Source organism: Luteimonas sp. GW821-FHT14E02 (genome assembly GCF_058803905.1).
The window spans coordinates 195,460-208,305 of record NZ_JBXAPK010000009.1; the positions used below are offsets into that span (position 1 = coordinate 195,460).

Consider the following 12,846-nt stretch of genomic DNA (forward strand, 5'->3'; position numbering starts at 1 on the left):
CGCGGTATGAACTGGCTGTCGAAGTCCGCACAGTTCTGGCATACGGTCCGCTATCTGCGGCCGGTGCAGGTGTACGGACGCGCGTGGCATCGGTTGCATCGGCCACGCATCGACGCACGCGCAGCACCGCCGTTGACCCGGCGTGCAGGCTACTGGCGCGGTTGTGCGCGCGCCGATTCGATGTCCGGGCCGATGCGATTCCGTTTTCTCAACGAAGAGCATGCGCTGCGCAACGACGAATGGAACACGGCGGCGCTGCCCAAGCTGTGGCTCTACAACCTGCATTATTTCGATGATTTGAACGCCGACGGCGCCGCGGAGCGGATCGAGTGGCATCGCGCCCTGATCGCGCGCTGGATCGTGGCCAATCCGCCGGGGAATGGCAACGGATGGGAGCCTTACTGCCTGTCGCTACGCATCGTGAACTGGGTCAAGTGGCAATGCACCGAGCGGCGTCCGGGCAACGGAACCGCACAGCGCGTCATGCTCGACAGCCTGGCGACGCAGGTGCGCTACTTGCGCGGGCGGCTTGAGCGGCACCTGCTCGGCAATCATCTGTGGGCGAATCTCAAGGCGTTGATCTTCGCCGGTGTCTTCTTCGAGGGAAGCGAGGCCGATCGCTGGCGCGAGGCGGGTCTGCGAGGTTTCCGGCGCGAACTCGACGAACAGATTCTCGCCGACGGCGGGCACTTCGAACGCAGCCCGATGTATCACGCCATCCTGCTGGAGGACCTGCTCGACCTGATCCAGCTTTCGCAACGCTATCCCAACGCTTTCGGTGATCATGACGTCGGCATCTGGCGCGATCATGCGGTGCGGATGCTGCGCTGGCTCGCAGTGATGACGCATCCAGACGGCGGCATTGCATTCTTCAACGATGCCGCGCACGGCATCGCTCCGACGTTGGCGCAGCTCTCGGCATACGCGTCGCGCCTCGGGATCGTGCCGCCGCCGCCATCGATGGCAGCAGTACAAATGCTGCAGGAGTCGGGCTACGTGCGATTGCAGAATGAGCGCGCCGTGGTCATCGCCGATGTCGGCGATATCGGGCCGGATTACCTGCCCGGACACGCCCATGCCGATACGCTCAGCTTCGAACTTTCGGTTGATGGGCGCCGTGTTCTCGTCAACGCCGGCACTTCCTGTTACGACACCGGCCCCGAGCGGTTGTGGCAGCGCGGGACCGCCGCGCATAACACGGTGGAGATCGACGGCCAGGATTCGTCGGAGGTGTGGAGCAGTTTCCGCGTCGCGCGCCGCGCGCATCCGCTGGCTGTCGATGCCGGCACTTCAGGCGGCGGCGTCTGGTTGACCGCGGCGCATGACGGTTATCGGCGTCTGCGCGGGCGGCCTCTGCACAGACGGCGCTGGGATCTGCGCGCGGACGGCTTGCTGGTGGAGGATATGGTCGAGGGCGATCACGAGAATGCGATCGCGCGTTTCCGCGTCGCGCCGACTTTCGAAGTCGGCGAGGACGCGTTGCAGGATGAAGTAGGGCTTCGCATTCAGTGGTCAGCCGAAGGCGGGCGCCGCGTGCAGGTTGTTTCGGGTCTGTACTACCCCGAGTTCGGTCTCAGCCGTTCCTGCGCGGTCATCGAGGCTACGCTGGTGCGTCCCGGCATGCCGTTGTCCACACTGTTTGCTTGGCAGGACTGAGGCCATGCGGATCCTGTTCCTGTCCGACAACTTCCCGCCCGAAGGCAATGCGCCAGCGACGCGAACCTATGAGCACGCGATTCGCTGGGTGCAGGCAGGTCACGAAGTCACCGTCATCACCTGCGCTCCCAATTTTCCGGAAGGCAAGCTTTTTCCCGGCTATCGTAATCGTCTGCGGTCCGTCGAAAACATGGACGGCATCCGTGTGGTACGGGTGAAGACTTACATCACCGCCAATGAGGGGTTCATCAAGCGCACGCTGGATTATCTGAGCTTCATGGCCAGTTCCGTCGTGGCGGGGTTGTTCGAGCGGCGCCCTGACGTGGTCGTGGCGACCTCGCCGCAGTTCTTCTGCGCGCTCGGCGGCTGGCTGCTCACACGGTTGCGTGGTCTGCCTTTCGTCTTCGAGTTGCGCGATCTCTGGCCAGCCTCGATCACCGCCGTCGGTGCGATGAGGCGCAGCCTGGCGGTGCGCTTGCTCGAAAAACTGGAGATGTTCCTCTATCGCGCCGCCGATGCCATCGTGCCGGTGACGCATGCGTTCCGTGACGAGCTGATACGGCGCGGCATCGATCCCGCCAAGATCCATGTGGTGCTGAATGGTGTCGATTTGTCCCGTTACGTGCCCAGTGATCGCAGCGAAACGCTCGCACGGCAATATGATCTGCAGGAGCGCTTCGTGGTCGGCTATCTCGGGACGCACGGCATGGCGCATGGCCTGGATTCGGTGGTCGAAGCGGCCCAGTTGCTGCGCGGACGCAATGACATCGCCTTCTTCTTCGCCGGAAGCGGAGCCGAGCGTGCCCGTGTCGAGTCGTTGGTCGAAGAGCGCGGTCTCGACAATGTCCGCATGATTCCGCGGCAGCCAAAGGAGATGATGCCGCAGCTGTGGAGCTTGTGCGATCTGTCACTGATCCCGCTGCGCGACAACGAAGTGTTCGCGAGCGTCATTCCATCCAAGCTATTTGAAGGCATGGGCATGGGCATTCCGGCGCTGATGTCGCTTCCGCAAGGGGAGGCGACGCAGATCGTTCATGAAACCGGTTGCGGCCGTTGCGTGCCGCCCGAGGATGCGCGCGCGATGGCGGATGCGATCGCGAGTCTGGCGGACGATTCCGACGAGCTGGCACGGCTGCGCAGCAACAGCTTGAAGGCCGCACCCGCTTATTCACGTGACCGCCAGGCCGAGCTGATGGCGGATATCCTGGCACGCGTCGCCGAACTGCCGGCATCGCAGCGGCAGGCCGCCTGAGGTCGCGTGTACCGTCATGTTGCAAGCATTGAGTGCATCGCTCGCATCGCTGAGCTATCCGCCATATCTGTCGCTAGCACTGGCGGTGTTCGCGGCGATGGCATGGGGGTTGCGCTGGCGTTGGATCGCGGGCGTGTGCCTGGCCATCGCAGTGCTGTGGTCGATGATCTGGTCGCTCCCGGGCGCGGCCAATGGTCTGATGCGATCGTTGGAGCGCGAAGGGTTGTCGGTGCCGTCGGACAAGCCGGTGCATGTCGATGCCATCGTCGTGCTTGGTGGCGGCACCGGAGCGCCGGAATGGTTCGATGGCGGGGATGTCGATGCGGCCGTGCTTTCGAGCAGCCGCGCCGCGACTGGCGTTCGCCTGTGGCGCCAACATCACGTTCCCGTGATTCTGTCGGGCGGCCCGGCACAGCATGCGACGAGCGAGGCACGCATCATGGCCACGGCGATGGAGCATCTCGGTGTCCCCGATGCCGCCCTTGTATTGGAGGAGCACAGCCGCAATACGCGCGAGAACGCCAGATTCTCGGCGCGGCTGGCGCGGGAGCGCCGCGTTCAAGCGGTGTTCCTCGTCACTTCCTCGATGCATATGCCGCGCGCGGCATTGTTGTTCAGACGCCAGGGGCTGGAAGTGATCCCGATCGCCGTGAACGAATCCTCGCGCTATCGACACGAGACATGGCTGCCAACACGCAGCGCATTACGCCGAAGCGGCCGCGCGCTGAAAGAGTGGGGCGGTCTTCTGGTGACGAAAATGAATGTTCAAAAGCATGAATGAATATTCGAATGCCTGAACAAATAACATCTTGTAAACATCTCTCACTCATTGCGCATGAGTGTGTGGAGATGCGTGAAAAACAGGAAAAGCGCCCACGATCCGCAAATAGCGTGACGCAATTCGCTTCAATGCTAAACAACATCCGTTCACGCGCTTTTTCTGTCATCTGTGTGCAGGCTATACTCCGAACAGGGGACTGCACTTCTGACGATCATTCATCCGCTAGGAGCTTGTCTCATGAACAGAATTCTCTTCGCGTTGCTGGCAGTTGGATTCGCCGGTCAAGCGGCCGCCCAATCCGCCGACGAGCAATCGCAGCAGCCGCAACCGCAAGCCGCGTCACAAGCATCACCGCCGGCGGCAGCTGCATCGCCCACGCTGCCGGGTGCGCAGGGTGCGGCCTCCGCCTCGCAGGGAACTTTGGCGCCGGCGGACACGGGCAATGGCGTCGCGGCCGCGATCGCTGGTGCGTCCGGTCAGAACAACCGTGGCAACGATGGCACGGGCGGTACCGGCGGCACGGGTGGCACCGGCGGTACGGGCGGCACCACCGGCACGCGCTAACCGCGGATTCGATCAGCGCGGATTTGATAAGCGCGAATTCGATAAGCACGCACCCGATTGAACGCGGGAAGGTGCCGGAGGCTTCCGGCACCTTCGCTTCGCCTGTCACCAGGAATCATCACTTCACATGAGAATGCTTAACGGCCTCGTGGCCGTCGCTGTCGCCTCCGCTCTGAGCGGCTGCATCTGGGCGCCCGGCCAGCACATGTCGACGAATCAGTTCGTGCGCGACGGCTCCGTCGAGGAGGGGCATGTCGTCCTCGTGCCCATCACGCCGAAGCTGATCGCGATGGATCGCGCGGTTGCGCCGCAAATCGAGTTGCCCGCGGAGCTCCGCGACTATCGGCCGGAGCCGTATCGCATCGGCGCCGGTGACACGTTGTACGCAACCGTCTGGGATCACCCGGAAATCACCATGGCCGCGGGTACGCAACAGCAGCCACAGGCCAACGGTCGTCTCGTGCGTCCTGATGGCACCTTATTCTTCCCCTATGTCGGCAATGTGAAAGCGGCGGGATTGACGCTGGAAGAGCTGCGCGCCCAGATCACGCGCGAGCTGTCGCAATACGTTGCATCGCCGCAGCTGGACATCGGCGTCATCGAATACGGCAGCCAGATGGTCACGGTGCAGGGCGCTTTCGTGAAGACCGAACGCCAGCCGATCACGTCGACGCCGCTCACGCTCTCGCAGCTGATCGGCAACGCCACCGTCAATACCGAGCAGGCCGACTTGTCCGGACTGGTGCTCACGCGCGACGGGCGTGATTATCCTCTCGATCTCGACGCGCTCAATCGCGATGGCAAGACTGCTTCCGACATCTACCTGAAGGGCGGCGACCGCGTCTTCCTGCCTTACAACGATCGCAAGGAGGCTTACGTGATCGGCGAGGTGGTGCGGCCGATGGCGATCAACTTCAAGACCACCGATCTGAGCCTCACGCAGGCGCTGGGACGGGCGGGGGGGCTCAACCAAACTACGGCCAAGGGCAAATCCGTCTACGTGATTCGTGGCGTGGAGGACATGCAGAGCGAACCGGCCACGGTATATCAGCTCGATGCCGCTTCGCCGGCGGCCTTCGCGATCGGTTCGCAGTTCCGCGTCAAGGCGGGCGATGTCGTGTACGTCGGTCCTGCGGGGGTGACGCGTTGGAACCGCTTCCTGGCGCAGTTGCTGCCGCTGTCGGGCATCATCAGCAACGCGGCGCGCGCGCAGAACGATCTCGGCAGTAACTAGACCGGGACTCCCGCACTTGCGCACGCCGGTCCGCTACCGACTGCCTGACAGGGGGCGCCGGATGAAGTACGGCGCTGCGCGCCTGCTCGTTCGTCTGGCGTGGTTGTTTGTCGTCGTCGTGCTGGCGGGATGCACGACGTTGTCGTTGTCCAATCTTGATAGCCTCAAGCAGGCGGTCCGACATCGCCCGACGCTCGCGCCCACGGCCGCCGAAGTCGCGGCCCGGCCTTACTACCAGCTGCTGGCATCGACGCCGGAAGGCGATGCGCTGCTCGTGCTCGGCAACATCGATGACGGACGCGAGGCATGGTACGGCGCGAATGGCGTGATCGTGTTCATCGAGCATGGGCGCATCGTCAAGACCGCGGGCCTGAAGCAGAATCTCGACAATACGATGTCGCCTGCGGATGATCCGTTCGTGGCCGGTCTGCATCGGTTGACGGCGCCAGCGCAGTACGTGCGTGTCGAAGACTGGACGCCTGGATATCGCTTCGGCGTGCAGGTGCAGGCGCATCTGGTCTCCGCCGGACAGGACACCATCGAGATTCTCGGTGCCGCGCATCAGGTGATGCGAGTCGAAGAGCGTGTCGAGGCCGCGGCGGCGGGGTTCAGCGTGCGTAACCGTTACTGGGTCGATCCGCGCGACGGCTTCATCTGGAAGAGTGAACAGACGGTGGCACCCGGCGAATCGATCACGCTGGTACAGCTGCGTCCTTATCGTCCGGTGACGCAATGAAGCGGGAGAGCCGCGCGCGCTTCAATCTTCGGAAAGCGGCCTGGTGCGTCGCCATGCTGGCAGCCGTGTGCACGGAAAGTGTGTTCGCCCAAACCCGCATCCAGGTCGAAGGCGAGGTCGATGCTCCTGGCATCGTCACGCTCGAGGGCAAGGCAAGGCTCGACGACGCGGCATTGGCCGCGAAAGTGCGGCCGCGCGCCTACGTGGCGGCCGCCGCATGGCTTCGGCCTTCGCTGGTGCCGCAGCAGACACGTCTCAAGGCGGGATTGTTGTTCGATCTCGAATTACTGAAGACGTTGGCGGGACAGCACGGCGACACGAGTGCTGGGGGGCTGGCGACGCGCATGGCGGACCAGTTGCGTGCGTTGCCGGTGACCGGCAGGCAGCCCGCATTGCTCGATGGCCGTGTCCTTGAGGTGGATGCGGCGTCGAACCTGCTGGTGTCCGAAGGTGATCGTCTCGTCTATCCCGCGCGGCCGGAGACCGTGCGCATCGTCGGCGCGGTCGAGCACGATTGCGTTCTGCCGCATGTCCCGTTGCAGGACGCGCGACTGTACCTATCGGGCTGCGCGACCGCGATCGATGCGGATCAGGACACGATCCAGGTGATCCAGCCCGACGGCCGCGTCTTCGAACAGGGCATCGCGCTGTGGAATCGCGGCGCGCCGATTCCGCTCGCGCCTGGCGCCGTGCTGTACGTGCCACTGCGCAGGAGCCTGATCGATCCGATCGATCCCGCGTTCAATCGCGAGATGGCTGAGTTCCTCGCGACGCAGCCGTTGCCGGCCGCGCATTCCGGACCGTGAGGAAGGATCGCGTGAAGCGGAAGGCCTGGCAACGGAAACGGTGTGCAAAGCACGGAAGAAGTGCTTCATCGCCACGCGCCTGTGGCGGCGTCGAGAAACCTTCGGCGGACAAGGTCCGCAGTTTTCTCCTGGTCGGCACCGGATGGCTGGCCGTCAGCGTGGCATACGCGGGCGAGGCGCCCACGCAAAGCGATTTCGGTGGCGCGGGCTTCTGGCAGACGCCTTCGGCGCGCATGGCGGAGGAGGGCGAGCTGACATTCACCGCCAACCGCATGGAACCCTACACCCGCTACAACGTGACCTTGCAACCGTTCGAGTGGCTGGAGACGAGCTTCCGCTACATCGCGGTCACCAACCGGCCGTACAGCCTGTCGCCATCGCTCAGCGGCGATCAGTCGTACAAGGACAAATCGATCGATGCCAAGGTGCGCCTGATGAAGGAAAGCAGGTACTGGCCGGAAATCGCGATTGGCGGCCGCGATATCGGTGGTACCGGCCATTTCGGCAGCGAGTTCGTCGTTGCAAGCAAGCGCTTCGGCGATTTCGACACCAGTCTGGGGTTGGCCTGGGGCTACATCGGCAATCGTGGTGATTTCAGCAATCCGTTCGGTTTCATCGATGACAAGTTCAAGACGCGTCCGGGGCGCGATGATCTGTCGGGGACCGGCGGCGAATTCAATACCGTCCGATACTTCAGGGGGCGGCCGTCGCTGTTCGGCGGCGTGGTGTACCAGCGCCAGGGCAGTCCCTGGGTGTTCAAGCTGGAATACGAAGGCAACGACTACAAGCACGAGCCCAGGCCGAACAGCCGGCGGAACGAGCCTCAATTCAGTCGTCTGGAGCAGCGTTCGCCGTTCAACGTGGGCGTGGTCTACCGGGTCAATCGCAATCTCGATCTGAGCGTGGCCTACGAGCGCGGCACGACGACGATGTTCGGCCTGACGCTGCACACGAACATCGGCGGCACGCGCGGTCCGACCAAGGCACTGGATCCGCCACCGTCCGAGCGTGTCATCGGGATTGATGCTGAGAAGCGTTCAGCCGATCAGATGGATTGGTCGGTGGTCAGTCGCGAGTTGCACGCCAATGCGGGCATCCGCGTTTCGAAGATCGCGCTGCGCGGACGCGAACTGTTGGTAACGGGTGAGCAGGATCGTTATTTCTATCCGGCCAAGGGGCTCGGCCGTGCTGCTCGCGTCCTCGACAAGCATCTGGATGCGGGCGCGGATTGGTTTACCGTGGTGTCGACCCGTGAGGGGCTGCCGGTGGTTGAAAGCAGCGTCGATCGGAATCGCTTCAACGCATTCCTCGATCACGATATCGATCTGAAGACCTTGCGTCTTTCGGTCGAGCAGAACGCGCCGTTGGCTGCGCCGGAAAAGGTGCTGTATCAGCCGGAGCCGGATCGCTACACCGGCGGTTTCTCGGTCAGCTACAGCCAGAATATCGGCGGTCCGGATGCTTTCGTTCTCTATCAGCTGGGTGCGAATTACGACGCGGAATTCCGTTTCACCCCCAATCTCTGGTTCAACGGGACGCTGCATGGCAATGCGATCAACAATTACGACCGCTTCAAATACACTGCGCCGAGCCGGCTGCCACGCGTGCGCACGCATATTCGCGAGTACCTGACCACGCGCCGCATCACCATGCCGATCTTCCAGCTGACCGCCACGCGCCGGCTCGGCGTCGATTGGTATGGAATGGCCTACGCCGGCATGCTGGAAAGCATGTACGGCGGTGCCGGTGGTGAAGTGCTGTATCGGCCGTTCGGCGAGCGATGGGCGATCGGTGCGGACGTCAACTGGGTCAAGCAGCGCAGTTTCGAACAGGATTTCAGCTTCCGGAACTATCACGTCGTGACCGGACACGTGACTGGCTATTTCGATCTCGGCTACAAGGGCAAGGACATCACGCTCGCGGTCAGCGCCGGCCGTTACCTGGCGCGCGACTGGGGTGTGACCTTCGATGTTTCGCGTTCGTTCCGCAATGGCGTGCGCATGGGTGCCTATGCCACCTTCACCAATGTCTCCTCCGAGGAGTTTGGTGAAGGCAGTTTCGACAAGGGCATCTACGTGTCCATTCCCTTCGACTTGATGCAGGGGCGCTCCACGCCGAACCGCGCACGCTTCACCTGGGCGCCGCTCATCCGCGATGGCGGCGCCAAGCTGGGGAAACAGTACTCGTTGTACACGCTGACCGAGGATCGCGACAGCGATCTGTTCAACGACAATCTCGACAAGATCGGCGAGTAGGGAACAGGAATTCAGGCCGCCTGCAGTTGCGCGGCCTGCTGCAAACCGCCTTGCAGGGATTGTTCTGCCTGTTCCGGGCTGATCCTGACGCCTTCGGCGCGGACGACATCGATTTGCGTCACACCAAGGAAGCCGAAAAGGCTGCGCAAATGGCTTTCCTGATGCTCGAACGCTGCCGCTGGGCTGTCGGGGCCGTAGATGCCGCCGCGCGAGGAAGCGATGACGACGCGCTTCTCCCCGAGCAGGCCTTGGGCGCCGGCTTTGCTGTAGCTGAATGTCTTTCCGGGCATCGTGATCGCGTCCAGCCACGATTTGAGCTGGCTGGGGATGCCGAAGTTGTACATCGGCGTACCGATCACGATGACATCGGCGGCCAGGACTTCTTCCAATACCGAGGACAATACTTCCGCATCACGCTGGAATTCCGGCGTCTGCTGTCCTTGGAAGATGCCCGCGGCGATGTTCCCGGAGAATTGCGGGACCGGATTGGCCGCCACATCCCGATAGGTCACCTGCGCTTGAGGGGCGAGTTCGCGCAAGCGCGCGACGGCAGCAGCGGAGAGTGTGCGACTGAAGGATTGTTCGCCATTGATGCTGGAATCGATATGGAGGATTTTCATGTGCCTGGAGATTATTGCCTTGGGCACACGAAATTATTGGCGTACAGTGTTTCCTTCAAGAAGGATTATTTTTCTGACCTAGTATGGAAAACCATACCGACCAAGATATTTGCACCGGTTCGCAGGAAAGTGTGTTCGCCTTTCACGACGAAGTGCGTAAGGCGATCCAGTCGATCGGTGGAAAGTGGAAACTGGAAATTCTCTGGCTTTTGAGCCGGCGCACGCATCGCTTCAACGAATTGCGGCGTGCCATTCCCGGCGTCACGCAACACATGCTGACGGCGCAGTTGCGGGAGCTGGAGGCCGACGGTCTCGTTCGCAGAACGGTGTATCCCGAGATTCCGCCGCGTGTGGAATACGAAGTGACCGAGGACGTGAAGCAATTGCGCCCCGTGTTCGAGGCGGTTTTCGCTTGGGCGGCGGGGCAGAGGCCGAGTCGCCAAGCCGGGAAAGCGGCCTTGGCGAAAAATAATTCGGCGCGTGTCCTCTCGAATCCGAGTCAGGGATAGGAACGGCGACGAACCATCAGCTTGTCGCTGCCTTGATGAGCGCGACGATCCTGGCTTCTTCGGCAGTGGTCAGTTTTTTGAGCGCGAAGGCGACCGGCCAGAAGGCGCCATCGTCCAGATTTGCCGTGTCGCTGAAGCCCAGGGTTGCGTACCGCGTGTTGAACTTCCGCGCGCTCTGAAAGAAGCAGAGGACCTTGCCGTCCTTCGCATACGCCGGCATCCCGTACCAGGTCTTGGGCGAGAGGATTGGCGCATTGGCCTTGATGATCGCGTGGAGCCGCGTGGCCATGGCGCGATCCGGCTCCCGCATCTCGGCGATCTTTGCGAGCAGGTCGCTTTCGCCATCGGCCTTCGCTGTCTTTGCGCGCGCGCCGCGGCTCGCTTCCGTCTTCAGCTCCTGAGCGCGTTCCTTCATCGCCGCGCGTTCTTCGGCCGTGAATTTTTCTGCCTTCTTGCTGGCCGTGGCAGTGCTCTTGGTGGATTTCGGGGTATCTTTCTTCGGGCTCATGGAAACCTCCTCGTGCGGATTCGGGTCAGCGCAGCTGCTGGATGCGGATCATGTTGCCCGCCGGGTCGCGCACGGCGCAGTCGCGGGAGCCCCAATCCTGTTCGATCGGTTCCTGCATGATCTCGGCGCCCCTGGTCTGAAGCCGCGCGAAAACGTCATCGAGATCGGCCGTGGCCAGCATGAGGGAGGCGTAGGTGCCCTTGGCCATCATTTCGGTGATGGTGCGGCGCTCGTCATCGGTGATGCCGGGTGTGGCTTCCGGCGGATACAGGACGATGGAAGTGCCGGGCTGGCCGGGTGGGCCGACCGTGATCCAGCGCATGCCCTGGTATCCGACGTCCTTGCGCACCTCGAAGCCGAGGGTGTCGCGGTAGAAGGACAGGGCGGCGTCCGGATCGTTGTGCGGAAGGAAAGTGGAATGGATGCTGATGTCCATGGCGGTCACGCTCGGTGTGGATGAGGCCGTCATGCTAGATCGGGTTCGGGCGTCGGCGCTTCTCGATTCCTGATCGGTCTGGTCACCTGCTTCGCGATGCACGGCGGCATCCCGTCTGTCGCGCGGGCCGCGTCGCGCCGGTAGACGCTGGGCGGCACGCCGACCAGTTCGGTGAAGCGGGTGCTGAAGGTGCCCAGCGACGAGCAGCCGACCGCGAAGCAGACGTCGGTGACGCTGAGGTCGCCGCGCCGCAGCAGCGTCATGGCGCGTTCGATGCGCCGTGTCATCAGATAGCTGTACGGCGACTCGCCGTAGGCGAGCCGGAACTGACGGCTGAGATGGCCAGCCGACATGTGCACGCCGCGCGCCAGCGCCTCGACGTCCAGCGGCTGCGTGTACTCGCGATCGATGCGATCGCGAACACGGCGCAGCCGGGCGAGGTCGCGCAGATGTTGCGCTGCGGAAGGGGTGCTGGTCATCCGCGCGATCGTGCCACGTCGCACCGGCACCTACCAAGACGCCTGGCCAAACGCTATTCGACCGTCACGCTCTTGGCGAGATTGCGCGGCTTGTCCACATCGGTGCCGCGGGCCAGGGCGGTGTGGTAGGCCAGCAGCTGCACCGGGATCGTATGCACGATCGGGCTGAGCACGCCCACGTGCCGCGGTGTGCGGATCACGTGTACGCCTTCCGATTCGCCGAAGTTGCTGTCCTGGTCCGTGAACACGAACAGCTCCCCGCCTCTGGCCCGGACTTCCTGCATGTTCGACTTCACCTTCTCCAGCAGGCTGTCCTTCGGTGCGATGACCACCACCGGCATCTGCGCATCCACCAGCGCCAGCGGGCCGTGCTTCAACTCGCCCGCCGGATACGCCTCGGCGTGGATGTAGGAGATCTCCTTCAGCTTCAACGCCCCCTCCAGTGCGATCGGGTAGTGCACGCCACGCCCCAGGAACAGCGCGTGCTGCTTGGGCGCGAAGCGCTCGGCCCAGCCGGCGATCTGCGGTTCCAGGTTCAGCGCGTGCTGCACGCTGCCGGGCAGGTGGCGCAGGTCCTCGATGTAGCCGGCCTCCTGTTCGGCCGTCAGCTTGCCGCGGAGCTTGGCCAGCGTCGCCGCCAGCGCGAACAGTCCCACCAGCTGGGTGGTGAAGGCCTTGGTCGAGGCCACACCGATCTCGGCGCCGGCGCGGGTGTAGAACACCAGCTTGCTGGCACGGGGAATGGCGCTCTCGGGGACGTTGCAGATGGAGAGCGTCTTCTCCTGTCCCAGCGACTTGGCGTACTTGAGCGCCTCCATGGTGTCCAGGGTCTCGCCGGACTGGGAGATGGTCACCACCAGGTGCTTCGGATTGGCCACCGCGGTGCGGTAGCGGTACTCGCTGGCGATCTCCACGCTGCACGGCAGCCCCGCGATGGCCTCGATCCAGTAGCGGGCCACCGAGCCGGCGTAGTAGCTGGTGCCGCAGGCCAGGATCTGCACGCCTTCCAC

14 protein-coding genes are annotated in these 12,846 nt (G+C 63.4%); 9 read left to right on the forward strand and 5 right to left on the reverse strand.

The genetic code is table 11. The features are described from left to right. Nucleotides 1-6 precede the first annotated feature (6 nt). From AC1RNP_RS15485 to AC1RNP_RS15520, 8 genes are all read left to right on the forward strand, one after another. The gene (locus AC1RNP_RS15485; protein WP_493052170.1) at nucleotides 7-1,656 is read left to right on the forward strand and encodes a heparinase II/III family protein; all 1,650 of its coding nucleotides are present in this window, start codon (nucleotides 7-9) and stop codon (nucleotides 1,654-1,656) included. 4 nt (nucleotides 1,657-1,660) lie between these two features. Next, the gene (locus tag AC1RNP_RS15490) at nucleotides 1,661-2,908 is read left to right on the forward strand and encodes a glycosyltransferase family 4 protein (protein WP_493052171.1); all 1,248 of its coding nucleotides are present in this window, start codon (nucleotides 1,661-1,663) and stop codon (nucleotides 2,906-2,908) included. Between the two features lie 151 nt (nucleotides 2,909-3,059). Beyond that, nucleotides 3,060-3,689 carry a YdcF family protein gene (locus AC1RNP_RS15495; RefSeq protein ID WP_493052172.1) on the forward strand — a complete coding sequence of 210 codons (630 nt, stop codon included), beginning with the start codon at nucleotides 3,060-3,062 and terminating at the stop codon, nucleotides 3,687-3,689. A 237-nt stretch (nucleotides 3,690-3,926) separates the two neighbouring features. After that, the gene (locus AC1RNP_RS15500; RefSeq protein WP_493052173.1) at nucleotides 3,927-4,253 is read left to right on the forward strand and encodes a hypothetical protein; all 327 of its coding nucleotides are present in this window, start codon (nucleotides 3,927-3,929) and stop codon (nucleotides 4,251-4,253) included. Between the two features lie 127 nt (nucleotides 4,254-4,380). After that, nucleotides 4,381-5,487: a polysaccharide biosynthesis/export family protein gene (locus tag AC1RNP_RS15505; protein WP_493052174.1), complete on the forward strand. Its 1,107-nt coding sequence runs from the start codon at nucleotides 4,381-4,383 to the stop codon at nucleotides 5,485-5,487. 61 nt (nucleotides 5,488-5,548) lie between these two features. Continuing rightward, nucleotides 5,549-6,223: a YjbF family lipoprotein gene (locus tag AC1RNP_RS15510; RefSeq protein WP_493052175.1), complete on the forward strand. Its 675-nt coding sequence runs from the start codon at nucleotides 5,549-5,551 to the stop codon at nucleotides 6,221-6,223. Then, nucleotides 6,220-7,029, forward strand: a complete 810-nt coding sequence (locus AC1RNP_RS15515) for a capsule biosynthesis GfcC family protein (RefSeq protein WP_493052176.1) — start codon at nucleotides 6,220-6,222, stop codon at nucleotides 7,027-7,029. Before AC1RNP_RS15510 ends, AC1RNP_RS15515 begins: the two co-directional genes overlap by 4 nt. Before the next feature lie 11 nt (nucleotides 7,030-7,040). Then, nucleotides 7,041-9,284: a YjbH domain-containing protein gene (locus AC1RNP_RS15520; RefSeq protein WP_493052177.1), complete on the forward strand. Its 2,244-nt coding sequence runs from the start codon at nucleotides 7,041-7,043 to the stop codon at nucleotides 9,282-9,284. A gap of 11 nt (nucleotides 9,285-9,295) precedes the next feature. On the opposite strand, the gene AC1RNP_RS15525 is transcribed toward AC1RNP_RS15520, so the two are convergent. Next, nucleotides 9,296-9,904 carry an FMN-dependent NADH-azoreductase gene (locus AC1RNP_RS15525; RefSeq protein WP_493052178.1) on the reverse strand — a complete coding sequence of 203 codons (609 nt, stop codon included), beginning with the start codon at nucleotides 9,902-9,904 and terminating at the stop codon, nucleotides 9,296-9,298. A gap of 83 nt (nucleotides 9,905-9,987) precedes the next feature. On the opposite strand from AC1RNP_RS15525, the gene AC1RNP_RS15530 reads away from it, so the two are divergent. Further along, a complete protein-coding gene (locus AC1RNP_RS15530; protein WP_493052179.1) occupies nucleotides 9,988-10,413 on the forward strand; it encodes a winged helix-turn-helix transcriptional regulator in 426 nt (141 codons plus the stop codon). 16 nt (nucleotides 10,414-10,429) lie between these two features. On the opposite strand, the gene AC1RNP_RS15535 is transcribed toward AC1RNP_RS15530, so the two are convergent. The 4 genes from AC1RNP_RS15535 to glmS all read right to left on the reverse strand — a co-directional run. After that, a complete protein-coding gene (locus AC1RNP_RS15535; RefSeq protein ID WP_493052180.1) occupies nucleotides 10,430-10,921 on the reverse strand; it encodes an iron chaperone in 492 nt (163 codons plus the stop codon). Between the two features lie 25 nt (nucleotides 10,922-10,946). Further along, nucleotides 10,947-11,357 (reverse strand): VOC family protein, encoded by a 411-nt coding sequence (locus AC1RNP_RS15540; protein WP_493052181.1) that lies wholly within the window; start codon nucleotides 11,355-11,357, stop codon nucleotides 10,947-10,949. Between the two features lie 29 nt (nucleotides 11,358-11,386). Continuing rightward, on the reverse strand, nucleotides 11,387-11,836 hold the full coding sequence (locus AC1RNP_RS15545; protein ID WP_493052182.1) for a helix-turn-helix transcriptional regulator: 450 nt from the start codon (nucleotides 11,834-11,836) through the stop codon (nucleotides 11,387-11,389). Nucleotides 11,837-11,889: 53 nt separating this feature from the next. Continuing rightward, nucleotides 11,890-12,846 (reverse strand): glutamine--fructose-6-phosphate transaminase (isomerizing) (glmS, locus tag AC1RNP_RS15550; RefSeq protein ID WP_493052183.1); only part of this gene is annotated, 957 nt, incomplete at its 5' end.

Coding starts and splice junctions, on each gene's coding strand:
- AC1RNP_RS15535 (WP_493052180.1), bottom strand. CDS start 10,921: ATGAGCCCGAAGAAAGATACCCCGAAATCCACCAAGAGCACTGCCACG.
- AC1RNP_RS15510 (WP_493052175.1), top strand. CDS start 5,549: ATGAAGTACGGCGCTGCGCGCCTGCTCGTTCGTCTGGCGTGGTTGTTT.
- AC1RNP_RS15485 (WP_493052170.1), top strand. CDS start 7: ATGAACTGGCTGTCGAAGTCCGCACAGTTCTGGCATACGGTCCGCTAT.
- AC1RNP_RS15515 (WP_493052176.1), top strand. CDS start 6,220: ATGAAGCGGGAGAGCCGCGCGCGCTTCAATCTTCGGAAAGCGGCCTGG.
- AC1RNP_RS15500 (WP_493052173.1), top strand. CDS start 3,927: ATGAACAGAATTCTCTTCGCGTTGCTGGCAGTTGGATTCGCCGGTCAA.
- AC1RNP_RS15525 (WP_493052178.1), bottom strand. CDS start 9,904: ATGAAAATCCTCCATATCGATTCCAGCATCAATGGCGAACAATCCTTC.
- AC1RNP_RS15505 (WP_493052174.1), top strand. CDS start 4,381: ATGAGAATGCTTAACGGCCTCGTGGCCGTCGCTGTCGCCTCCGCTCTG.
- AC1RNP_RS15490 (WP_493052171.1), top strand. CDS start 1,661: ATGCGGATCCTGTTCCTGTCCGACAACTTCCCGCCCGAAGGCAATGCG.
- AC1RNP_RS15530 (WP_493052179.1), top strand. CDS start 9,988: ATGGAAAACCATACCGACCAAGATATTTGCACCGGTTCGCAGGAAAGT.
- AC1RNP_RS15540 (WP_493052181.1), bottom strand. CDS start 11,357: ATGGACATCAGCATCCATTCCACTTTCCTTCCGCACAACGATCCGGAC.
- AC1RNP_RS15545 (WP_493052182.1), bottom strand. CDS start 11,836: ATGACCAGCACCCCTTCCGCAGCGCAACATCTGCGCGACCTCGCCCGG.